Annotated in this window: 15 protein-coding genes and 1 pseudogene; 10 read left to right on the top strand and 6 right to left on the bottom strand. The window is 59.9% G+C overall.

Features of this window, described 5'->3' with window-relative positions; translation table 11 throughout:
- The first annotated feature begins 76 nt into the window (after window positions 1-76).
- A pseudogene (locus ACP15P_RS22540) lies at window positions 77-843 on the top strand (IS5 family transposase).
- 144 nt (window positions 844-987) lie between these two features.
- Here ACP15P_RS22540 and ACP15P_RS22545 read toward each other — a convergent pair.
- Window positions 988-1,953, bottom strand: coding sequence for a taurine ABC transporter substrate-binding protein (locus ACP15P_RS22545; protein WP_424930717.1), 966 nt, complete (start codon window positions 1,951-1,953; stop codon window positions 988-990).
- Between the two features lie 333 nt (window positions 1,954-2,286).
- On the opposite strand from ACP15P_RS22545, the gene ACP15P_RS22550 reads away from it, so the two are divergent.
- The 8 genes from ACP15P_RS22550 to purU all read left to right on the top strand — a co-directional run bounded on the left by ACP15P_RS22550 (window position 2,287) and on the right by purU (window position 13,991).
- On the top strand, window positions 2,287-3,591 hold the full coding sequence (locus tag ACP15P_RS22550; RefSeq protein WP_424930718.1) for an aminotransferase family protein: 1,305 nt from the start codon (window positions 2,287-2,289) through the stop codon (window positions 3,589-3,591).
- A gap of 85 nt (window positions 3,592-3,676) precedes the next feature.
- Window positions 3,677-5,152, top strand: coding sequence for a MocR-like pyridoxine biosynthesis transcription factor PdxR (pdxR, locus tag ACP15P_RS22555; RefSeq protein ID WP_424930705.1), 1,476 nt, complete (start codon window positions 3,677-3,679; stop codon window positions 5,150-5,152).
- Window positions 5,153-5,582: 430 nt separating this feature from the next.
- Entirely contained in the window at window positions 5,583-8,015 is a 2,433-nt protein-coding gene (locus ACP15P_RS22560) for a GcvT family protein (protein ID WP_424930706.1), read from the top strand.
- A gap of 18 nt (window positions 8,016-8,033) precedes the next feature.
- On the top strand, window positions 8,034-10,481 hold the full coding sequence (locus ACP15P_RS22565; RefSeq protein ID WP_424930707.1) for a GcvT family protein: 2,448 nt from the start codon (window positions 8,034-8,036) through the stop codon (window positions 10,479-10,481).
- 39 nt (window positions 10,482-10,520) lie between these two features.
- Window positions 10,521-11,276 (top strand): electron transfer flavoprotein subunit beta/FixA family protein, encoded by a 756-nt coding sequence (locus ACP15P_RS22570; protein ID WP_424930708.1) that lies wholly within the window; start codon window positions 10,521-10,523, stop codon window positions 11,274-11,276.
- Window positions 11,273-12,193 (top strand): electron transfer flavoprotein subunit alpha/FixB family protein, encoded by a 921-nt coding sequence (locus ACP15P_RS22575; protein WP_424930709.1) that lies wholly within the window; start codon window positions 11,273-11,275, stop codon window positions 12,191-12,193. The genes ACP15P_RS22570 and ACP15P_RS22575 overlap by 4 nt, the downstream gene beginning before the upstream one ends.
- Window positions 12,193-13,110, top strand: a complete 918-nt coding sequence (gene folD, locus ACP15P_RS22580; protein ID WP_424930710.1) for a bifunctional methylenetetrahydrofolate dehydrogenase/methenyltetrahydrofolate cyclohydrolase FolD — start codon at window positions 12,193-12,195, stop codon at window positions 13,108-13,110. Before ACP15P_RS22575 ends, folD begins: the two co-directional genes overlap by 1 nt.
- The gene (gene purU, locus ACP15P_RS22585) at window positions 13,107-13,991 is read left to right on the top strand and encodes a formyltetrahydrofolate deformylase (RefSeq protein WP_424930711.1); all 885 of its coding nucleotides are present in this window, start codon (window positions 13,107-13,109) and stop codon (window positions 13,989-13,991) included. Before folD ends, purU begins: the two co-directional genes overlap by 4 nt.
- A gap of 200 nt (window positions 13,992-14,191) precedes the next feature.
- Here purU and ACP15P_RS22590 read toward each other — a convergent pair whose 3' ends face one another.
- The 4 genes from ACP15P_RS22590 to ACP15P_RS22605 are packed head-to-tail and all read right to left on the bottom strand — an operon-like array spanning window position 14,192 to window position 20,139.
- On the bottom strand, window positions 14,192-15,709 hold the full coding sequence (locus ACP15P_RS22590) for an ABC transporter permease (RefSeq protein ID WP_424930712.1): 1,518 nt from the start codon (window positions 15,707-15,709) through the stop codon (window positions 14,192-14,194).
- A gap of 10 nt (window positions 15,710-15,719) precedes the next feature.
- Complete coding sequence (locus ACP15P_RS22595) at window positions 15,720-16,769, bottom strand: quaternary amine ABC transporter ATP-binding protein (protein ID WP_424930713.1); 1,050 nt, start codon at window positions 16,767-16,769, stop codon at window positions 15,720-15,722.
- 56 nt (window positions 16,770-16,825) lie between these two features.
- The gene (locus tag ACP15P_RS22600) at window positions 16,826-17,788 is read right to left on the bottom strand and encodes an ABC transporter substrate-binding protein (RefSeq protein ID WP_424930714.1); all 963 of its coding nucleotides are present in this window, start codon (window positions 17,786-17,788) and stop codon (window positions 16,826-16,828) included.
- Window positions 17,789-17,820: 32 nt separating this feature from the next.
- A complete protein-coding gene (locus ACP15P_RS22605; RefSeq protein ID WP_424930715.1) occupies window positions 17,821-20,139 on the bottom strand; it encodes a DUF1989 domain-containing protein in 2,319 nt (772 codons plus the stop codon).
- 135 nt (window positions 20,140-20,274) lie between these two features.
- On the opposite strand from ACP15P_RS22605, the gene ACP15P_RS22610 reads away from it, so the two are divergent.
- Window positions 20,275-21,282: a LacI family DNA-binding transcriptional regulator gene (locus ACP15P_RS22610; protein WP_424930716.1), complete on the top strand. Its 1,008-nt coding sequence runs from the start codon at window positions 20,275-20,277 to the stop codon at window positions 21,280-21,282.
- Window positions 21,283-21,693: 411 nt separating this feature from the next.
- Here the strand turns inward: ACP15P_RS22610 and ACP15P_RS22615 are convergent, their stop codons facing one another.
- Window positions 21,694-22,722, bottom strand: coding sequence for an IS110 family RNA-guided transposase (locus tag ACP15P_RS22615; protein WP_028720250.1), 1,029 nt, complete (start codon window positions 22,720-22,722; stop codon window positions 21,694-21,696).
- Between the last annotated feature and the right edge of the window lie 89 nt (window positions 22,723-22,811).

A 22,811-nucleotide genomic window follows, 5' to 3' on the forward strand; every position in this document is an offset into this window, starting at 1 on the left:
CTAGGCTCTGTACTCATAAACAGGATTCTCATCGGGCTTTGGGTGTGATTCACTTCTTCAAAACGGAGGTTGGATCATGGCGCGGTTTGATTTGAGCGATGTGGAGTGGCGGATCATCGAACCGCTCTTACCGGACAAGCCTCGCGGGGTGGCGCGGGTGGATGACCGGCGTGTATTGAACGGGATATTCCACATCCTGCGCACCGGTTCGCCCTGGCGCGATCTGCCCGAGCGATACGGCCCCTACACCACAGTCTACAACCGCTTCAACCGCTGGGCCAAGGCTGGCGTTTGGGTCAATGTCTTCAATACCTTGGCGGCGCAGTCCCCAGAATCCATGGCTTTCATCGACAGCTCCATCATCCGGGCCCACCAGCACGCGGCGGGCGCAAAAAAGGGGGCGCGGATCACGCCATTGGCCGCTCTCGTGGCGGACTGAGCACCAAGATCAACGCGGTCGTGGACGAGGCGGGTCTGCCGATCCGGCTGTCGATTAGTCCCGGTCAGGCCAGCGACAAGGCGGCGGCCCCTGCCTTGATCGACAGCCTCACGCGAACGGATCATGTCGTGGCCGACCGCGGCTATGACGCGATGGCACTGATCGCGCGGATCGAGGCGCGCGGCGCCGCTGCCCACATTCCGACCCAACGCGACCGAAAGGTCCAGCGATCCGTCGACCGCGCGATCTATCGGCAACGGAACCTGGTGGAGCGATACTTCAACAAGCTCAAGCACTTCCGCCGCATCGCCACCCGTTTCGAGAAACTCGCAGTCACCTATCTCGCGGCCGTCGCCCTTGCTTCAGCCAGACTTTGGACAAGAACTTATGAGTCCACTACATAGCGCCTGCACATGTCCGCCCTTCGGCAGATCAAAGCGCATGGACAGGTTTTCAATACTAAGAAATGCCAAGAGGCAGGTCTCCCCGGTTTGTTGGAGTGATGCCGGAGGAGGGCCAGGCCCGCCTCCGGCCTGTTCCTGCTTAGCTTACTGGGACTGGGTCGCCGCCAGCGGACCAGTGTTCACCGCATCCTCGTAGCTTTCAAGGGCCTCACCGATGCTGCCCGCCTCGACGAACACATCCGCCACACCCTTCATGAAGGTCTGGGCATTTCCGCCAAGCCATTTGGCCGAAAGCTGATCCTCAACCGAGGGAAACGTGAAGGTGGAGATGGATGCCTCGGTTGCCTCTACCGACATGCCGGACTCTTTGGCGATTTTCTCCAGCATTTCCGGCGGCTGGGACTCGTTCCACTCCGCATTGACCTCTGCGGTCACGGCCAGGAACGTCGACACCACATCGGCATTTTCGGCCACAAAGTCGGCCGGAGCCGAGGTCACGTCAAATACGAGAATGCCGAGTTCCTCTTTTTCGGCACCGGTCAGGAGAATGTTCCCATGCTCCTTCATGCGCGACAGACCGCCGCCCCAACCACATGCGAAGTCAACCGAGCCCTGAGCCAGCGCCGCGGCACCATCCGTGGGCGCCATGTCAACAATGCTCAGGGAAGCGAGATCCACGCCGAAATGCTCCATCTGCTTCAGGAAGCCGTAATGGGCGGCCGTGCCAATGGGCACCGCTACCTTTTTGCCCGCAAGTTCGTCCGCGGAATCCGCGTCGATTTCCAGCTCGGTCGCCACAACACAGTTGTCGTTCTCGGAGTAGCTTACCGCCACATCGAGAACCTGCAGGGCCTGTCCCGCGGAAGCCGCGACCACAAAGGGCGGAACACCCTGGCTCACGGAAATCTGCACGTCGCCGGACGCCATCGCTGCCGACATTGCAGTGCCGGTTTCGAAGCTGACCCAGTTCACCGGCATTCCGAGGGCGTCCGCGTAGGCGCCATCAGCCTTGGCCGCGAGGAACGGCATAGGCCACTCCAAGAAATATCCGACCGTCAGTTCCTGTGCCGAAGCCGCCTGGGCGCTCACAACGAAAGCGGCGCCAGTCATAAGTTTGGTAAAGATCTTCACGGATCCCTCCTTGTTGGTATTTTCATTTTGGTCTTGGCACCGGTTACGGCGCTCGACTCCATGAAAAGCTGTGGATAATTTTCACTCAATGCAGATTCCAATCTGGACTTATGCGAATTTTGATTCTGGCTCTACGCTTGATGCCGAAATGAGCACACCCTGGGGGGTGACGCCGCTTCAGTTTCAATCTACCCGGCGAATCTGCACCCTCAACGCAAAAGTTTCCCGGAAGGACGCCCCGTGAACCATCTATCTGCCGTCAACGATTTCTCCGATGTCATTAGTGCCGACCGCGCGCATGTCTGGCATCACATGACCCAGCACAAGCCGTACGAGACCACCGACCCGCGCGTAATGGTCGAGGGACGCGGCATGCGTCTATGGGACGCCACGGGTCGCGAACATATCGACGCCGTATCGGGCGGCGTCTGGACAGTGAATGTTGGTTACGGCCGCGAGAGCATTGCCGATGCCATTCGCGATCAGATCGTGAAACTCAACTATTTCGCCGGAAGCGCCGGTTCGGTTCCGGGCGCCCTGTTCGCCGAAAAGCTGATTGAGCGGATGCCTGGTATGAGCCGTGTGTATTCGGTCAACTCCGGTTCCGAGGCCAACGAAAAGGCATTCAAGATGGTTCGCCAGATCGCGCACAAGCATTTCGGCGGCAAGAAACAAAAAATCCTGTTCCGTGACCGTGATTATCATGGATCCACGATCACGACCATGTCCGCAGGCGGTCAGCAGGAACGCAATGCGCAGTATGGCCCGTACACTCCTGGCTTTGTGCAGGTGCCGCACTGTCTAGAATACCGTGCACAGTGGGACGTGGAAAACTATGGTGAACGCGCCGCTGACGCCATTGAGGAGGTCATCCTGCGCGAGGGCCCCGATACGGTTGGCGCGCTCTGCCTCGAAACCGTAACCGCTGGTGGCGGTGTCATTACGCCCCCAAAAGGCTACTGGGAGCGGGTTCAGGAGATCTGCCGCAAGTATGACATCCTGCTTCACCTCGATGAGGTTGTGTGCGGCGTTGGCCGGACCGGTGAGTGGTTCGGTTATCAGAACTACGGCATTCAGCCGGACATGGTGACCATGGCCAAGGGTGTCGCCTCCGGCTACGCCGCGATTGCCTGCCTAGTCACAACGGAAAAGGTCTTCGATCTTTTCAAGGATGACACCGATCCAATGAGCATGTTCCGCGACATCTCAACCTTCGGAGGTTGCACGAGCGGTCCGGCCGCTGCGCTGGAGAACATGCGCATCATTGAGAATGAGGGGCTTTTGGACAACACGAAGGCCATGGGCGCCCGCCTGATGGCCAACCTTGGTGCGCTCAAGGAGAAGCATCAGGCTGTAGGTGACGTTCGGGGACTTGGTCTGTTCTGCGGCGCGGAGCTTGTTGCGGATCGCGAAACGCGCGAACCGGCCAGTGAAAAAATGGTCCAGGCCGTCATCGCCGACTGCATGTCGCAGGGCGTTATCATCGGAGCAACCGCGCGCGCCATTCCGGGGTTCAACAACACGCTCTGTCTTGCGCCCGCTCTGATCGCTTCCAGTGACGACATTGATGCAATCACGGACGCCATCGACGGTGCCCTCGGCCGGGTCTTCACCTGACCGGACCAAAACTGACCGGGTCCTGAATTGAACCCGGGGCGCGTCAGGGCTAACCTGCACGCGCCCCCGGTTCCTAAGGCCCGCCATGCCCATTCCTCCCGAAATCTTCATGCTGCCGGCTGAGAGCGACGCGACGCTGCAACAGCAGGTGCAGCAGGTTGTCTCCGAGGCCATCATTTCCGGCCGCTGCGCACCGGGTGAAAAGATGCCCTCGTCACGCCGGTTGGCAGAGCATCTTGGCGTGGCACGTATTACGGTGACGCTCGGCTACAATGAACTAGTCGCGAATGAATACCTCGTGGCCCGCGACCGGTCAGGGTATTTTGTGGCGGACAACGCACCGACCCGCCCAAAATACGAGGGGTTGACCCAACAGAAGAGCCCCGGAGTTGACTGGTCGAAATGGCTGAGCCAGCCGGTCCAGCAGCGCGAGGACATTCTACGTCCTCCAAACTGGATGGATTTCCGCTATCCGTTTATTTACGGCCAGTCCGATCCCGACCTGTTTGATCACGCAAACTGGAGGGCATGCGCGTTGCGGGCAGTCGGCCGTCGCGATTTTGATTCACTGGCCCAGGACAGGTATCAAAGCGACGATCCAATGCTGGTTGAGTTTATCCTCCGGCATATTCTGCCACGGCGGGGAATTCACGCGACACCGGACCAGATCCTGATCACGCTTGGCGGACAAAACGGTTTGTGGATGATTGCGCAGCTGCTTCTGACTGATGGTCAGGCCGCCATTGTCGAAAACCCGTGCTTTCCAGGACTTCGGCACATTCTCGATCAGATGGGATTTGTCGGGGAGTCGGTGGATGTGGATGAAAAGGGGCTGCCGCCCGAACATATACCGCCGAACGCCCGGATCGTTTTCACGACGCCCAGCCACCACGCGCCAACCAATGTGACCATGCCGCTTGAACGCAGGATGGAGCTGCTGGATCGGGCAAGACAACAGGATTTTCTGATTGTTGAGGACGACTATGAGTTTGAGATGTCCTTCCTCTCAAGCCCCCTGCCCGCGCTGAAATCACTGGACCAGGACGGCCGTGTGATCCACCTCGGCTCATTCTCCAAATCGATATTTCCTGGACTGCGGCTGGGCTATGTTGTGGGGGACCGAGCGCTCATTGAGGAAATGCGGAAACTCAGGACAGTGGTTCTGCGCCACCCGCCAAGTCACATCCAACGAACCACGGCCTATTTTCTGTCTCTTGGGCATTACGACAGCCAGATCGCGCGTATGGCCCGGCGGTACCGGCAGCGTCGCGCGATCATGGCGGAGTGTATCAGGGAGTTCGGCTTGACACCGGCACCAGGCGAGTTTGTCGGAGGATCGTCGTTCTGGATGCAGGCGCCGCCCGGTGTCGACACGACACAACTTGCCCTTGATCTGCGACGGGACTCGGTGCTGATCGAGCCGGGCAGTACGTTCTTTGCGCGACGCTCCCCCGACCAGTCGCACTACCGGATTGCCTATTCCTCCATTGCTTCAAAAAAGATCAGGGATGGCATGACGCTGCTTGCCGAGGCGATTGAGCGCGCAGAACGCGGTCGATAGGGCGCATTTCTGCCCAATTTTCTCTCAGATCCCTGACAATCACCGCCCCATGAATTTTTTTGGCAATTTTTCATTTGCCCGCTCGTGAAATTATGCGATCTTTTTTCATGAGCGGGGAGAGATTCGGAATCATGCCAGACATCCAGCCAACTGACACACTCGGGTGCGACCCACGGGCGGTCGGATTTGTCCTTGCGGTGATCGGGGAAGGGATCTGCATCACGGCACTCGGGAAGGGACAGCAGGGCGTCTTGGCGCGTCTCCGAACCTCCTGCACCGGCCACGGCACACTCTCCGCATTGCAATACATTCCGCCATTCGGCTCCAGAATACGGAGTTCAGCACACATGAAGGTTCACGCTGACATTCCGCACCAAAAACAAACCCCGGTCGTCCGGGGACTTTCAACTCCGGTTTAGTGAGGTTCAACATGTCTCTTCCTTCAACGGCCCGCGTGGTCATCATTGGTGGCGGTGTGGTTGGCGTATCGGCGCTGTATCACCTCGCAAAAGCCGGCTGGACCGACTGCGTTCTGCTTGAAAAGAACGAGTTGACCGCAGGTTCCACATGGCACGCCGCCGGCAACTGTCCCAACTTCGCCGCGAATTACGGCGTGATGAACATGCAAAGGCACGGGCTTGCTCTCTACCGCGGCCTTGCGGAAGAGGTCGGCTACCCGATCAACTATCACGTCACCGGCGCGGTTCGTCTGGCCCACACACATGAACGCATGATGGAGTTTGAGCGCGTGCGCGGCATGGCCGCGCATATGGGCCTGGAGATGGATATCTGCACTCGCGATGAGCTTCAGGCACACATGCCTTTTATGGAAACTCACGATCTTGAGGGGGGGCTTTGGGACCCGTTGGATGGAGACATCGATCCCAGCCAGGTCACCCAGGCACTGGCGAAGGGCGCACGTGAGGCTGGCGGAACCATTGCCCGTTTCACTCCGGCAACCGGTGTCAGCCGCGGGAACGGGGAATGGATCGTCCACACGGAAAAGGGCGACATCCGGTGTGAATACGTCGTCAACGCGGCAGGCTATTATGCCGCTCGCGTTGGAGAGTGGTTCCTGCCCCATGGCGGCCGGCCCGTTCCGCTAACGGTCATGAGCCATCAGTACTTCCTCACCGAGGCCATTCCCGAAATCCGGGCCTGGACCGAGGAACACGGGCGCAAGGTGCCAATGCTGCGTGATGTGGACAGCTCCTATTACCTGCGTCAGGACACGTACTCCCTCAACCTCGGTCCCTATGAGCGCAACTGCCAGGTTGGCTGGGCTTCTGGCCAGGACATGCCGGAGGATTTCAGCTTCCAGCTTTATCCCGACGACCTGGAGCGGCTGGAATGGTACATCATGGACGCGATGGAGCGCGTCCCGCTTCTGGGCAGCCAGGGTGTTCAGCGCAATATCAATGGCCCGATACCCTATGCACCGGACGGTCTGCCAATGATCGGCCCGATGCCAGGCGTTCCCAACGCCTTTGAGGCCCACAGCTTCACATTTGGCATCGCTCAGGGCGGCGGTGCGGGCAAGGTCATCTCCGAATGGATCATGCACGGCTATACTGAGTGGGACATGTGGTCCTGCGATCCGCGCCGCTATACGGACCACGCGGATGCGGAATTCACAACCGCGAAGGCCATGGAAACCTATGGCCATGAATACGCGATGCATTTCCCGCATCACGAATGGCCCGCCGGCCGCGACAAAAAACTGTCCCCCAATCATGATCGTCTTATCGCCGATGGCGCGCAGATGGGCGCCTATAACGGCTGGGAGCGGGTAAACTGGTTTGCGAAGGACGGTGATGACACCAGCGAGGCCGCAACCCATACATGGGACCGCAGCGGACCGTGGGAACAGCGGGTGCGCGAGGAAGCACTTGCCGTGCGCGATGGTTGCGGCGTCATCGACCTTGCGGGCTTCTCACGCTTTGGCATTTCCGGTGACGGTGCCTCCGAGGCCCTGCGCGGGCTGATTACCGGCGCTCTGCCCAAGGTCGGCCGGATGAACCTGATTTATATCTCCAATAAGCGCGGGCATGTGCTGACCGAGATGTCCTGCATTCGGCATGGAGAGGATGATTTCACCCTGATGACCGCGGCCGTGGCGCAGTGGCATGATGGTGAGATTATAAAAGCCGCAATGCCGGACGGCGTTACCGTTACGGATAAAACCCGCGACGTCGTGGCCATGCTGGTCACGGGTCCCAAATCGCGCGAGGTCCTGACCGGCCTGACCGACGCAGACCTCTCGCTTGGCTGGCTTACTCATCAGCAGGCGACGGTCGCGGGCAAACCCGCGATGGTGGTCCGTGTATCCTTTGCCGGCGAGCTCGGCTGGGAGGTTCACTGTGCCCCGGAAGATACAGCTACGGTTTACGCCGCAATCCGTGACGCAGGTGCAACCCCGTTCGGCATGTACGCACTCAACAGCCTGCGCATCGAAAAGGGCTACCTGACCTGGAAAGGGGATCTTTCCTCCGATTATGGCCTCTTCGAGACGGGACTTGGACGTTTCGTCAAACTAGATAAGCGCCAGGATTTCCCTGGAAAGGCCGCGCTAAGTGGTGCGGCGCAGCCCCCGGCCCGTCGCCTTGTCACCCTCAAGGTTGATCCCGGGCAGCAGGACGCCCCCTACATGGCGGCAGTCTTCGCCAACGGGCAACGCGTCGGAGAGGTTCTGTCCGCGACCTACGGATACCGCGTGGATGCCGCGATCGCGATCACAATGCTGGATGCTTCCGTCCCTGTGGGCACTTCCGTCGAGGTGGAGGTCTACGGCCGGGAACTTGCGGCCACCGTCCAGGAAAACACCTGCCTGTGGGACGCGGACAACCTCCGTATCCGCGCCTGACCCGAAAGGACTGAAATCATGGCCACCCCTCCCGAAAAAGCCCGCGTCGTCATCGTTGGCGGCGGTGTCATCGGCTGTTCCGTCGCGTATCACCTGACGAAAGCCGGCTGGACCGATGTTGTCCTGCTGGAACGCAAACAGCTCACGTCCGGCACCACGTGGCACGCAGCAGGCCTGATCGCACAGCTGCGCGCGACCAAAAACATGACCAAACTGGCCAAATACAGCCAGGAACTCTACGGAAATCTCGAAGAGGAAACCGGTGTTGCGACGGGTTTCCGCCGCAACGGGTCGATTACGGCGGCTTTGTCAGAGGAACGCCGCGAGGAGATCCTCCGTCAGGCATCTATGGCCCGCGCGTTTGGTGTCGAGGTCGAGGAAATCAGCCCCTCCGAACTGCGCACCCGGTACCCGCACATCAATGTCGACGACGTGAAGGCGGCAGTCTATCTGGACAAGGACGGACAGGGCGATCCGGCTAACATCGCGCTGGCGCTTGCCAAAGGCGCCAAGATGCGTGGAGCGCAGGTGCTCGAGCGCACGAAAGTCACCGGTTTCAACCGCGACGGACGGCGCATCACCGGTGTCTCCTGGCAGAACGAGGCCGGAGAGAGCGGCACGACCGCCTGTGACATGGTTGTGAACTGTGCAGGGATGTGGGGCCACGAGGTGGGCCGCCAGATGGGGGTGAACGTACCGCTCCATGCCTGTGAACATTTCTACATCGTAACGGACACGATCGATGGGCTGGAACAGCTGCCGGTGCTGCGTGTCCCTGAGGAATGTGCCTACTACAAGGAGGATGCCGGCAAAATTCTGCTGGGCGCCTTTGAGCCTGTGGCGAAACCCTGGGGCATGAATGGCATCTCGAACGACTTCGAGTTCGACCAGCTTCCCGAGGATTTCGACCACTTTGAGCCGATCCTTGAACAGGCGGTCAACCGTATGCCCCTTCTGGCCGAGGCGGGCATTCACACGTTCTTCAACGGTCCGGAGAGTTTCACGCCCGACGATGCCTATCACCTCGGTCTTGCACCGGGCATGGACAATGTCTGGGTCGCGGCCGGTTTCAACTCAATCGGCATCCAGTCGGCGGGCGGCGCAGGCTCCGCTCTCGCGGCCTGGATGGATACGGGTGAGAAGCCGTTTGACCTCGGAGACGTGGACATCTCGCGAATGCAGCCGTTTCAGGGCAACAAAACCTACCTGTTTGAACGGTCCAAGGAGACACTCGGCCTGCTCTATGCCGACCACTTCCCCTATCGGCAAAAAGCCACCGCCCGCGGCATCCGTCGGTCGCCCCTCCATGAGGCGCTCCTGCGCGAAGGTGCGGTTATGGGGGAACTTGCAGGCTGGGAGCGGGCCAACTGGTTCGCGGATGAGGGCCAGACCGCGGAATACCAGTACAGCTGGAAGCGGCAGAACTGGTTCGACAATGCAGCCCGTGAGCACAATGCAATTCGCGAGAACGTCGGAATTTATGACATGTCGTCCTTCGGCAAGATCCGGGTCGAAGGTCCCGATGCGGAAGCGTTCCTGAACTACGTGTCGGCGTCCAACCTGTCGGTACCGGTCGGCAAGATTGTTTACAGCCAGCTCCTGAACGCCTCCGGAGGCATTGAGGCGGATGTGACGATTACGCGTCTGTCGGAAACCGCCTACCTCGTCGTCACACCGGCCGCGACCCGTTTGGCCGATCAGGAATGGCTGCGCCGGCACGTTGGTGATTTCCGCGTGACGCTGTTCGATGCGACGTCGTCCGAGGCGGTCATCTGTGTGATGGGCCCGAATTCCCGGGATCTGTTGCAGCGCGTCTCGCCCAACGACTTCTCCAATGAGGTCAATCCCTTCGGCACGGCTCAGGAAATCGAAATCGGCATGGGCCTCGCGCGCGCCCATCGTGTGACCTATGTCGGCGAACTGGGCTGGGAACTCTATGTTTCCACCGATATGGCCGCACATGTGTTCGAGACCCTGCTCGAAGCGGGCCGGGACATGAACGCGAAACTCTGCGGTCTGCACATGATGGACAGCTGCCGCATCGAAAAAGGGTTCCGCCATTTTGGGCATGACATTTCGTCGGAAGACCACATTCTTGAGGCTGGCCTCGGTTTTGCGATCAAGAAAACCGATGTGGATTTCATTGGCCGCGATGCCGTTCAGCGCAAACGTGACGAGGGTCTGAAATCGCGTCTCGTTCAGTTCATGCTGACCGACCCGGAACCGCTTCTGTACCACGCGGAACCGGTTGTCCGGGACGGCAACATCGTGGGCTACCTCGCTTCGGGCGCCTACGGGCACCACCTCGGGGCCGCCATGGGCATGGGCTACGTGCCCTGCGAGGGCCAGTCGGTCCAGGAGGTTCTTGAAAGCTCCTACGAGATCGAGGTTGCCGGTCGTCGCGTAGCGGCCAGGGCCTCCCTCAAACCCTTCTACGACCCGAAATCCGATAGGGTCAAAGTCTGATCCCGACAGGACGAAACTCCGGCGCATAAGGAACGAAAGATGAAGATACTGGTCCCGGTCAAACGTGTGATCGACTACAACGTGAAAGTCAGGGTCAAGGCCGACGGTACGGGGGTCGACCTGGCCAACGTGAAAATGTCGATGAACCCCTTTGACGAAATCTCCGTCGAGGCGGCCATCCGACTCAAGGAAGCCGGCACGGCGTCTGAAGTGATTGTGGTTACCATCGGTCCGAAAAAGGCGACCGAAACCCTGCGCACCGGTCTTGCCATGGGGGCCGACCGCGGCATTCTGATCGAAACGGCGCCCGACACGGATATCGAGCCGCTGGCCGTCGCCAAACTGCTCGCCAAGGTTGTCGAGGAGGAAACGCCGGAACTGGTGATCCTCGGCAAACAGGCCATCGACAATGACATGAACGCTACCGGCCAGATGCTGGCCGCGCTTCTTGGCTGGGGCCAGGCAACCTTTGCATCAGACCTTGAAGTGGCGGACGGCAAAGCACTCGTGACCCGTGAGGTCGACGGCGGGCTTCAGACGATCTGCGTCGCCCTGCCCGCGATTGTCACCACGGATCTGCGGCTGAACGAACCGCGTTATGCCTCGCTGCCCAACATCATGAAGGCCAAGAAAAAACCGCTGGTGGAGAAAACGATTGCGGATTACGGCGTTGACGAAACGCCGCGTCTGAAAGTCCTCGCAACCGAGGAACCAACAGGCCGCGACGCCGGGATCAAGGTCGGATCGGTGGACGAACTGGTCGAAAAACTCAAGGAACAGGGACTGGTGGCATGAGCGTTCTTCTTCTTACTGAAACTGTCGGAGATGCACTGGCACTGGATGCAACCGCCAAGGCCGCGACCGCAGCCGCCAAACTCGGCACTGTCACCGCACTGGTCTGCGGTGCGGCCGCCGCGGCGGATGCAGCGTCAAAAATTGAGGGCGTATCCAAAGTGCTGGTCTGCGAAGACGCGGGCGTAGCCAACGGACTTGCCGAAAACATTGCGCGTCTGATCGTGGACAACTCGAGCGGAGTTACCCACATTGTCGCGCCGGCCACAAACTCCGGCAAGAATATCCTGCCCCGGGTGGCCGCCCTTCTCGACGCGATGGTCGTTACCGATGTGATTGAAATTGTGTCTGATGACACGTTCAAGCGTCCGATTTACGCCGGCAACGCCATCCAAACCGTGCAATCAGTGGATACGGTCAAGGTGATGACCGTACGCACCGCCAGTTTCGAAGCCGCTGGTGATGGGTCAGCTGCGCCGGTGGAAAGCGTTTCGCTCGCTGAAACATCAGCCCTTACCAATCATGTTGAGGACAGAACCGTCGTCTCTGACCGACCGGAACTGACCTCAGCCAAGGTCGTCGTTTCAGGTGGACGCGGCGTCGGATCGGAGCGGGATTTCGCCCTGATCTCAACACTGGCTGACAAGCTTGGCGCAGCGGTCGGTGCCTCCCGCGCGGCGGTGGATTCCGGATACGCACCAAACGATCTTCAGGTCGGTCAGACCGGCAAGGTTGTGGCACCGGATCTTTACATCGCCGTCGGGATCTCCGGCGCGATCCAGCATCTCGCAGGGATGAAAGACAGTAAAATCATCGTTGCGATCAACAAGGATGAGGAAGCACCGATTTTCCAGGTGGCGGACTACGGTCTTGTAGCCGACCTCTTTGAGGCGGTTCCGGACATGGCCGGTAAGCTCTGATGACGGCTGAACTGATCGACGGCAAAGCCTTCGCCGCCGTCGTGCGTGAAAAGGTTCGGGACCGCGTGGCAACGCTGGCACCCCAGGCCGGGCAAACGCCCGGCCTCGCCGTGGTGCTTGTGGGCCACGATCCGGCATCCGAGGTTTATGTCCGCTCAAAGGGTCGACAGGCCCTGGAGGCGGGCATGAAGTCCTTTGAGTACCGCTTGCCCGAAAGCACGCAGGCCGGGGAGTTGCTCGACCTCATTGAACGCCTGAACACCGACACGCAGGTCCACGGCATTCTGGTACAGCTGCCACTGCCTTCGCATCTCGATGAGCGTAAAATCATCAACACGATCGCACCGCACAAGGACGTGGACGGCTTTCACATCTCCAATGTCGGCATGGTCGGCACCGGACAGGACGCGATTGTCCCCTGCACGCCTCTTGGCTGCATGATGATGCTGCGCACCCTGCACGACGACCTGCGCGGTAAAACGGCACTGGTTATTGGCCATTCCAATGTCGTGGGAAAACCCATGGCCCGAATGCTCCTGAATGCGGACTGTACGGTAATGGTCGCGCATAAATCATCGACCAACATCCCCGAACTTGCACGTCATGCGGATATCGTCGTTGTTGCCGCAGGCGTGCCTGGCCTTGTGCGGTCGGACTGGATCAAGCCAGGTGCCACAGTGATCGACGTCGGCATCAACCGCATCGCCGCTCCGGAAAAAGGCGAGGGCAAAACCCGTCTGGTGGGTGACGTTGATTTTGACGAGGTCCGTAAGGTTGCCGGTGCAATCACTCCGGTTCCCGGCGGCGTCGGACCGATGACCATTGCCTGTCTTCTGGCGAACACACTCAGCGCGTACTGCCATCAGCACGGGCTTGCCGATGAACCCCTTCCACTCGATGAACAGGATCCAAAATGAACCGTTTCTGCCTGACAGTCACCTGCCCGTCGCGACGCGGCATTGTGGCCGCGATTTCGACATACCTGGCCGAACACGCCTGCAACATCACCGACAGTGCGCAGTTCGATGACCAGGAGACCGGGCAATTTTTCATGCGGATCAGCTTCTCCCCGGAGGATGGTGCCTCACTGGAGGCCCTGCGGAAGGGTTTTGATAAGGTCGCCGGTCCGAGGGAAATGACCTGGGCGTTCCATGATGAGACTGAAAAGATGAAGGTCATCATCATGGTTTCGCGCTTCGGCCACTGTCTAAACGACCTGCTCTACCGGGTTAAGATCGGCGCATTGCCGATTGAAATCGTCGCCGTGATTTCCAATCACATGGACTACCAGAAGGTCGTGGTGAACGCTGACATCCCCTTCCATTGCATTCGCGTGACAAAAGAAAACAAACCCGAAGCCGAAGCTGCCATCATGAAGGTCGTCGAGGAAACGGATGCCCAGTTGATCGTTCTGGCGCGCTACATGCAGATCCTTTCCGACGATATGTGCCAGAAAATGTCCGGGCGCATCATCAACATTCACCACTCCTTCCTGCCGAGCTTCAAGGGCGCCAACCCCTACAAGCAGGCGTTTGAGCGTGGCGTAAAGCTGATCGGTGCGACCTCCCACTATGTGACGGCCGACCTCGACGAGGGGCCAATTATCGAACAGGACACGGTTCGGATTACGCATGCCCAGAGCGCATCCGATTACGTGAGCCTTGGCCGCGATGTTGAGGCCTCGGTCCTGGCGCGGGCCGTCCACGCGCATGCCCACCACCGTGCGTTCCTCAACGGCAACAAAACCGTTGTCTTCCCCGCGTCGCCGGGAAGTTTTTCGTCCGAACGCATGGGCTGAGGTACAAGGACAGTCCAAGGCAACGAAGGCCCAGGCGTCATGCCTGGGCCTTTTTTGTTACAGTTACCGCGGAAGAATGTGGAAGGGCGTCGACGTTATCACGAAACGGTCCGCGCTTATGGCCAATGACAATCAGAACAATAGACGCCCCGGGAAATGTCTGATGCCCCGGGCCGTCATGTAAGTTTGGCTCCTGCGGACTATTTACGCCCGCCGACAATTCTGTCGAGGATCAGGGCACAGAACAGAATTGCGAGACCCGCCAGAATGCCCTGCCCGGCCGCGGCGAACTGGAGCGCTTCAAGCACATCCTCACCGAGGCCCTTGGCGCCGATAAGCGAGGCAACGACAACCATGGCCAGTGAAAGAAGGATGGTCTGGTTGACGCCCGCCATGATGGTCTTGCGCGCCAACGGCAGATCCACGCGCCAGAGCAGGTAACGCGGCGTCGCTCCGAATGCCATCGCGGCCTCGCGAACGGTCGCCGGCACCTGCTGCAAACCCAGCACGGTGAAACGGATCACCGGAGGGCTGCCGAATATCATCGTAGCCACAACACCCACCGGCTTGCCTGACCCGATAAAGGCCACAACAGGAATGAGATACACAAAGGATGGCATGGACTGCATGAAGTCCAGAACGGGGCGCACCACCGCGAATACCCGCGGACGACGGGCGCAAAAGATCCCAAGCGGTATCCCAAGCGTAATGGAAATCAATGCAGCAGCGCCCAGAAGTGCGATGGTGGTCATCGCCTTCTCCCAGAAGTCCAGAACACCGAGATAGGCCAGCGCCGCTGCGGTAAAGATCGCCACCCGCGCACCACCCGACAGCCAGGCCAAAATGAAGAACACCAACGCCACAACAGGCCACGGCGTGCCAACCAGAACCACCTCAATCCAATCCAGCAGCGTCCGCATACCCAGAGTGAGACCGTCGAAGAATCCCCGACCGGTCGTTTTGGTCCAGTCAAACACCGCCTGCACGCCGTCGCCGACGATGATTTGCCAATTCGCATCCGTTGGAAATGCGTTCAGGGCGGGAAACGCGTCGGGGCGCGCGAATTTCATAGCCGAAAGGACTACCACGACCACACTGATCAGGGATGCCAGCGTGAGACGCTCCTTCGACCAGCCGCTGGCGACGCTACGGTCGGACCGCCAGCGGGCGAACTGTCCCTCGAGTGTCCAGTTGGCGAGCGCCGCCGATCCAAACCGGAACAGTAGCAGCAACAGAAGGCCAGCAAACAGGTAAGCCGCCCCGCCCGCGTCGGCGCTTCTCGCCGCTTCCTGCGCCCCGGCCAGAGCGGCTTCCAGGGACTCGGCTGCCCGTTCTAGATTTGCCAGCGATGCCGACCCGGACGCCTCGGCCGCCTCAATCTGCTGCCGACGCAAATCCAGGGTCTGGGCGATCTGCTCGGCCCGCTGTCGCGCTTCGCGGCCCAGATCCCCGAAAAGCCCCATGCCGACAAGAATGAATGCAAGCGTATCGAGGATCAGCGTTCCCAGAAACCACGACCACAGTCCACGCGCGCCGAACCATACCGGGCCAAGCAATGCCGCCGCCAAGTTTAAAGTGAACCGGTAACCGGGTGCCTGCATCATATGGCTGAAGACGCGCTGGTAATACTGCTGCGAACGACCGGTAAACTCGGCGATCAGGGCATTAAGACGTTCGGCCGTTTCTGGTTGGATCTTCGAAAGATCGACAAGCATCATAATCCCCTCCTCAGGCCTGGCTGTTCTGAATTGCACGAAGAAGCCCCGCGCGGTTAATTACCCCAACGGTGTTTTTGTCGTCCGCCACCGTGACGATGCCATGGCCATCAATGGCGAGATCCATCAACTCGTTGAGATCCATCTGAGGGTGCGCGACCCTCGCATCGCCGGGAACCGCGCCATGATGGGCCTCAAACTCATCCACCGGCTGCATGACCGAATGGGCAAAAATCATCTGCAGTTTGGATATTCCGGCCACAAAGTCCGACACATATTCGTCGGCTGGATTGAGGATGATCTCCTCCGGTGTTCCCACCTGTACAATGCGGCCATCCTTCATAATCGCGATGCGGTGGCCAATGCGAATAGCCTCGTCCAGATCATGGGTGATGAACATGGTGGTCTTGCCGAGCTTTCGGCTGAGATCCATAAACTGATCCTGCAACTGCTTGCGGATCAATGGATCGAGCGCCGAGAACGGCTCGTTCATCAGCAGGATGTCAGGGTCGGACGCAATGGCGCGGGCCAGTCCAACGCGCTGCTGCATTCCTCCGGACAACTCGTGGGCGTGTTTGTCTTCCCACCCGGTGAGGTCGACCAGTTCCAGAACACGGTCCGCCTCCTCCCAGCGGCGGGCCTTGCCGGTCCCACGAATTTCAAGAGGCATGGCCACGTTGTCCCGCACGGTACGGTGCGGCATCAGGCCAAAGTTCTGAAACACCATGGCAACACGGCGGTTTCGCAACTCGCGCAGGCCGGGATCGTCCAGCGCCATGACGTCTTCGCCATTGATGCGGATTTCACCGGCGGTGGGCTCGAGCAGGCGGTTCACGTGGCGTACCAGCGTCGATTTGCCTGATCCCGACAGACCCATGACACAAAACAGTTCCCCACGTTCAATCTGAAAGCTGGCATCAGCCACGCCCACCACACAGTTGAACTGCTCCAGCACCTCGGACTTGGTCAGGTGCTCCTCGTGGATTGCCTGAAGAGCCTGTTTTGCCCTCCCGCCAAAGATTTTCCAGACGCCACGCGCGTCAATCGCGATATCCCTTTCCATCCGACCCCCGTCCTGAAAGTGAAACCCCGGACCGACCTGGCCCGGGGACGTTGCGTTCAGTTCAGGCCCAGCCAGGCATCCACGGTTTCCGTGTTTTCATCCAGCCAGGCCGCAACGGCGGCATCCATGTCCTCGCCAAGAATAACGGTGTGGTAAGTCAGTTCGGACAGGTCCCCAGCATCCATGTCGATCCGGCGAAGAAACTCCGCTGCCGCCGGGTTCCGCTCCTCCAGGGATTTGGAATAGGCAACCTTCACGGTTTTGACCTGGTCGCCGGTCATGATTGAGGACTTGTTGAACCAGTCGGCATCCTGGTCCGGCTGAACCATATTATACTGGTTCGCATCAAACTCGGGCTCTTCGACAAAAGTCACATCATAAAGCGCGTGGACGTAATGCGGAGCATAGCAGTAGAACGCCACGCCCTCTTTCGCCTCAATCGCATCTTTCAGACGCGCATAGAAGACGGCTTCGTCCTCGGTGGTCGGCTCGAGAAAGGTCGCAATACCATAGTCGCGAACCTTCACGAGGTTTACGTTGGTTGAGGCCCATCCAGACGCGCCAACCCAAACTTCGCCCTTGCCGTCGCCATTGCCGTCAAAAAGATCCTGAGCCATTGGCGTAGCCAGATCAAAGACTGAAGCGATGCCATGCTCTTCAGTCATATAGCTCGGCATGCACAGACCCGTACCCCCCTCGTAGCTTCCTTCTGACAAAGCAACGGTGCCTTTTTCGTCCACGTATTCATTGGTGAACGAGGCCTGGTTCGGGAGCCAGACATCCGGATGCACATCAATATCGCCGCGCCCGCCATCCATGGCGGCAAAAATCACGGCGTTGGCCCCCGGCGCGTAATCGATCTCGCTGCCAAGGCGTGTTTCGATGACCTGACCGATAATCCGGCTCATGATCCGCGCACCCGGCCAACTGGGTTCGCCTACCATGACTTTTTCCTGGGCGTCCGCCGCTCCCGCGAGGGTGAGGACTGCAAGGCTTATCGAAAATGCGGTTTTTTTCATTGTATTTCTCTCCTGTTGGATGCGGGGCGCCTTCAGGCGCGGGCCCGTTTTCGTTGCGGGTCTATGAAGGGAATGTCGGTGACGCTGCCGCCGAGGCGTTTCATGCGGCCGTCCATCTGGCCAATATCCAGTCTGCGTCCGTTATCGGAGTGTTCGACACCGAGACGCACAATTGCAATTGAATGCCCAAGGCTGGGCGAGCGCGTGGCTGACGTGACGATGCCAACCTGCCGTTCGCCGTCGAGTACCGGGCTGCCGTGATGCGGCACGTCACTGCTTGCGAGCAGCATGCCTTTGAGCACGCGGCGCGGACTCTCCGAATTGCGCAGCAAAGCCTCCCGTCCGGTGAATGCAGGCTTGTTCAGGTCGACGGCAAACCCCAGTCCAGCTTCGAAAGCATCGATCCCCGGGGCGAACTCGGCCCCGGCGGCGGCCAGGCCGGCCTCAATACGGATGATCCCCAGCGCCTCGGTCCCCATGGGCGTAACGCCCAGATCCTCACCCGCCTCCATGGCCGCGTCCCAGATGGCCAGCGCATCGGCACGGGCGCAGAATATCTCGTAGCCAAGTTCGCCGGTATACCCGGACCGCGACAGCATGAAGGGCGCCCCCTCGCGGTCATTCAGCCGTCCAACTGTTACGCCAAACCATTTAAGCTGCTCAAGATCGGGCACATGCGGCTGTGTAAAAACAATCCGTTTCAACAGATCGCGCGACTTCGGCCCTTGTATGGCGAGGCTTGGCATTGCACTCCCGAGGGCATGAATACGCACCTGCAGGCCCATTTTTTCGGCAAGGCTTTCGAGAACACGTCCGCTCTCTTCGGCGCCACAGCACCAGCGGAACAGGTCGGGACCAAGACGAAACAGCGTTCCGTCATCGATCACCGTTCCCGCCTCGTCGCACATCAGCGTGTAGGACCCGCGCCAGACCGCCATTTTGCCGACATTGCGGGTGGTGGCCTGCTGAAGAAGCGCCTCCGCGTCCGGGCCAACTATATCGTACTTGCGCAGGCTGCTCATGTCCTGCACCGTCACCGCGTCCCGGCAGGCCCAGTACTCGCCCAGCGTTCCCGTAGCTGCGAAGTTCACCGGGACCCACAGATCCCGTGCCGGAGCAAAATGTCGTGTCATCGGTTCAAGCCGGTCCTGGAAGGCCGACGGTTGGCTGATCGACATGGGGGCGTCTTCCTTTTCACGCCAGGCGACAGCGCGCCGGATTGGGGTGTCGGGTCGGTAAATGCGGACATGTACATCCGTGGGGTTCCAGCCATTGATCGGATCGATGTCGTCCGGACAGGCGGTGGAAACACAGACCAGATCCTCCATCGCGCGCATGGTTACATGATCACCCGGCCGGGAATGGGATTCCTCGGTCATGATATGGTGGCTCCCTGGATCCACCCATGTATTCCAGAAGAAATTGATCGCGGGCCACGCCGACCGCCGCCTGACGCCATAAGGTGCCAGAACCCCGGAGATATTGTCGGAACAGTTCACATGCCCGGGAAAGCCACGATCCTCATAACCCCGCGCCGTGCAGGCCAGCCCTAATGTGTCATGCCGTCCACAGGTATCCTGAACCACATTCAGAAGAGGCCGCATCTCCGCGTCATAAAATTTGTCCAGCAGGCCTGGGCCGGGATACGCACGCCGCACCATCGAACGGGTGGCCGTACTGTCGATCATCCATTCCTGACCGGCTTCCAGCCCATCACTGCGAAACGCCGTGAAATCCGAGCACTGCTGCCCGTCGATGTCGATGATTTGAAGGTATTCGCCCTCACGTACCCGGTAGGCCGTTGCCGTGCCGCGTGTCACGGTAAATTCTTCCCGAACATCGCCAAGGGCCGGCGGCAGTATACGCCCTGAATTTGCGGCGGGCTGATGGGTCACGTGGACCTGCGTCTCGTGGCTTCCACTGACCAGCTCATGAATTGAGGATGGATGGAAAACCCAAACCGTAACCGAACCCGTCGCACGCAAAACAATCGGTTCTTCCGAGTGGTTTATTCTTGCAATAGCGACACCGGTGGTTCTTCCACCCCGTGCATTCAGCCATCCCAGTATTTCCCCACAATCGCAACGCGACGTGTCCAGGTTGCCGTTGGGGGTCAGAGCCAGCGACGCAAAACCTGGCACGCCCTGAGCATCAAAACCCGCAATTTCCGCAAAATCGCCCTCCACCGTCAGGGAAAGGAGATCGCCGGTTGCGAGATCAAACCGCCGTCCCGCGCGGGGCGACAACACGTGCACCTTCGCGCCGGTAAGTTTCGGAAACCCTGGGAACGCCCTCCCCGGGCAGGAAAATCCCACGTTCTCGAACTCACGCAGGATCGCATACTGAGCCATCAGAAAATTCCGATTCTAGCTATGTAACCAGTTACATGGTCATTGTAACTGGTTACATGCGTCAAGATGCTTTATAGATATTTTGGCACGCAGTTCAGTTTTGACGCCGGACTGAACAGAATTCGAAGGGAGCCGATGCAAAAGAGAGCAGGTAAAAAACGCGCCAATCTCCGTGATGTGGCATCGAAGGCCGGTGTTTCCGTCGCCACGGTCAGTCGGGTCATGAACAATCCAGACAGTGTGGCCCCCGACACACGCGAAAGGGTCGAAACCGCCATGCGCGCGCTGCACTGGACCCCGAGTGCGGCCGCACGCGCGATCAATTCCGGCCGAACCCGTTTTGTCGGCGCCCTCGTTCCGACACTGGACAGCGACATCTTCGCGCGCGTTTTGGCTGAAATGGAATCCCGCCTCGCGCTGCATCGTCTCTCACTCGTGGTTGCAACAACCGGGGGCGATGCGGATATCGAGGCACAAAAAGCCCAGGCCCTGCTCGACATTGGGGCCGAAGGCCTCCTCGTTTCCGGTGCCGCCCATTCGCCTGAATTCCGTGCCCTGCTGGAACGCACCCGTCTGCCCGCCGTTGCAACCTCCTGGTACGATCCGGATTTCCTACTGCCAACGGTCGGCTATGACAACCGGGCCGCCGCAAACCTTGCCCTTGGCCATCTGGCCGATCTCCGCCACACCAGGATCGCGGTGCTGCACGGACCGGTGGAAAACAACGACAGGACCGAAGCCCGCCTCAGCGCGCTTAGGGAGAGTGACGTTGAACTGTCATTCCATCAAACGGCGCTCTCGGTCGCCGGCGGCCGGGACGCCACGCGCGAGGTCATACGCGCCACACCTCAGCCCTCCGCACTCCTGTGCCTGTCCGATGTACTCGCCGCCGGGGCGATCTACGAATGCCACCACGCAGGAATCAAAGTGCCGCAGGACATGTCAATCATCGGCACCGATGACCTGCCCGGCTCATCCCAACTCCACCCGGCCCTTACAACCGTCCACCTCCCCGTCGGCCGAATGGGCCGCATCGCCGCCGACGCCATCGCCAACTGGGTCGAAGCACACCAGCGCCCGGCAGACCGCCTTCTGGATATTGAACTCATGGTGCGGGAAACGACTGCACCGCCTGTGGGGTGATGTATAGGCGGTGGTGTTGGGGGCGTTCGCCGTATGGACAAACCGGCACAACCAGTAGAGAACGCCGCATTCGCTGCACCGGCAACCCTATGCTGTTGCAATCATATGGGAAATGGCGGAGGGAACGGGACCGGGGTCGAACCTTCTCTTGTGGATGCCGCCCTCATTTGCAAGGAATTTCTGAACATTAGACATGTGATCGAGTGCGGACTCTTGTCAGGCCTGTTAGTGCGGCCCGATAGATGCCGCTGGCCGGGATGGTGATGCGCGGACCGGGGCCAAATCTCCAACAGCGAGCTCGAAGCTCTGAGAAGGTTCCTGGTTTGCCCAACCCGGATCATGTCGATCATTTGCCCATTCGGATCATGCCTTCCTCACAACTCTGCGTTCCGTTCCTGCCGACGCGCCCGATCAGGCGGTGGCCATCACCGGATCGCGATAGTCCTCGCCGCGCGTCAGCATCGCCCAAATGCCGCGCGCCATCTTGTTGGCCAGCGCGAAGGCTGCGACCATCGGTGGCTTGCGTTCCAGCATGCGCTCAAGCCAGGGATTTTGCGGTGCGCCACGGCGCAGCGCCCAGCGGACCACCGCCATCGCGCCGGTGACAAGCAGTCGCCGGATGTCCCGCTGCCCCATCTTCGATGTTTTCCCCAGCCTCTGTTTTCCGCCAGAAGAATGTTGCCGCGGCACCAACCCGAGCCAAGCTGCAAAATCGCGGCCACGCCGGAACTGGTCCATCGGCGGCGCGAAGGTTTCGACTGCGAGCGCAGTGATCGGTCCGACACCCGGCATGGTCTGTAACTGCCGGGGCATGGCGGCCGCCCTGGACGCGGCGGCGAGCTTTGCCGAGACTGCGGTAAGGCGGGACGTCAACAGTTCGATCTGCTCCAGAACCATGCGGCAGATGTCTCGCGCCAGGTCAGGCAGGCCCGAACCAGGATCCTCGACCACCTTCGCCAGCCGCGGGATATATCCGACCCCTTCCGGCGCCACATGCCCGAATTCATAGAGGTGCGCGCGAAGGGCGTTGATCGCTTCGGTCCGCTGCTTCACGATCTGCTCGCGGGCGCGAAACGCCACCGCCCGGGCCTGTTGGGCTTCGGTCTTGGGTTCGACGAACCGCATGGTCGGACGCATCGCTGCCTCAACGATTGCTTCCGCGTCGGCGGCGTCGTTTTTCTGGCGCTTGATGAACGGTTTGACGTAATGCGGCGCAATGAGCCGGACGCTGTGCCCGTAGGCGGACAATTCCCGCGCCCAATGGTGCGCGCTGGGACACGCCTCCATCGCCACGTCGCATGCGGGATGGTCCGTCATGAATCGCGCAAACTGCAGTCGCGACAGCTTCTTGCGGAAAACAACCACCCCATCCGCTGCCGCCCCGTGCAGCTGGAACACGTTCTTTGCCAGATCGACCCCGATAATGCTAACTTCTTCCATGGATGCCCTCTCCTTCAGCTTGTGCTTCGACACCACGAGTATGGCACATCGCGATGCCGTCAGGGTGAGAGCGGCATCCACCCCATCTC

The organism is Amaricoccus tamworthensis (assembly GCF_049800875.1).
Taxonomy (GTDB): Bacteria; Pseudomonadota; Alphaproteobacteria; order Rhodobacterales; family Rhodobacteraceae; genus Amaricoccus; species Amaricoccus tamworthensis.

Excerpts from the sequence above, each read along its gene's own strand:
- ACP15P_RS22545 (WP_424930717.1), bottom strand. The coding sequence starts at position 1,953 with ATGACTGGCGCCGCTTTCGTTGTGAGCGCCCAGGCGGCTTCGGCACAG.
- ACP15P_RS22550 (WP_424930718.1), top strand. The coding sequence starts at position 2,287 with ATGACCCAGCACAAGCCGTACGAGACCACCGACCCGCGCGTAATGGTC.
- pdxR (WP_424930705.1), top strand. The coding sequence starts at position 3,677 with ATGCCCATTCCTCCCGAAATCTTCATGCTGCCGGCTGAGAGCGACGCG.
- ACP15P_RS22560 (WP_424930706.1), top strand. The coding sequence starts at position 5,583 with ATGTCTCTTCCTTCAACGGCCCGCGTGGTCATCATTGGTGGCGGTGTG.
- ACP15P_RS22565 (WP_424930707.1), top strand. The coding sequence starts at position 8,034 with ATGGCCACCCCTCCCGAAAAAGCCCGCGTCGTCATCGTTGGCGGCGGT.
- ACP15P_RS22570 (WP_424930708.1), top strand. The coding sequence starts at position 10,521 with ATGAAGATACTGGTCCCGGTCAAACGTGTGATCGACTACAACGTGAAA.
- ACP15P_RS22575 (WP_424930709.1), top strand. The coding sequence starts at position 11,273 with ATGAGCGTTCTTCTTCTTACTGAAACTGTCGGAGATGCACTGGCACTG.
- folD (WP_424930710.1), top strand. The coding sequence starts at position 12,193 with ATGACGGCTGAACTGATCGACGGCAAAGCCTTCGCCGCCGTCGTGCGT.
- purU (WP_424930711.1), top strand. The coding sequence starts at position 13,107 with ATGAACCGTTTCTGCCTGACAGTCACCTGCCCGTCGCGACGCGGCATT.
- ACP15P_RS22590 (WP_424930712.1), bottom strand. The coding sequence starts at position 15,709 with ATGATGCTTGTCGATCTTTCGAAGATCCAACCAGAAACGGCCGAACGT.
- ACP15P_RS22595 (WP_424930713.1), bottom strand. The coding sequence starts at position 16,769 with ATGGAAAGGGATATCGCGATTGACGCGCGTGGCGTCTGGAAAATCTTT.
- ACP15P_RS22600 (WP_424930714.1), bottom strand. The coding sequence starts at position 17,788 with ATGAAAAAAACCGCATTTTCGATAAGCCTTGCAGTCCTCACCCTCGCG.
- ACP15P_RS22605 (WP_424930715.1), bottom strand. The coding sequence starts at position 20,139 with ATGGCTCAGTATGCGATCCTGCGTGAGTTCGAGAACGTGGGATTTTCC.
- ACP15P_RS22610 (WP_424930716.1), top strand. The coding sequence starts at position 20,275 with ATGCAAAAGAGAGCAGGTAAAAAACGCGCCAATCTCCGTGATGTGGCA.
- ACP15P_RS22615 (WP_028720250.1), bottom strand. The coding sequence starts at position 22,722 with ATGGAAGAAGTTAGCATTATCGGGGTCGATCTGGCAAAGAACGTGTTC.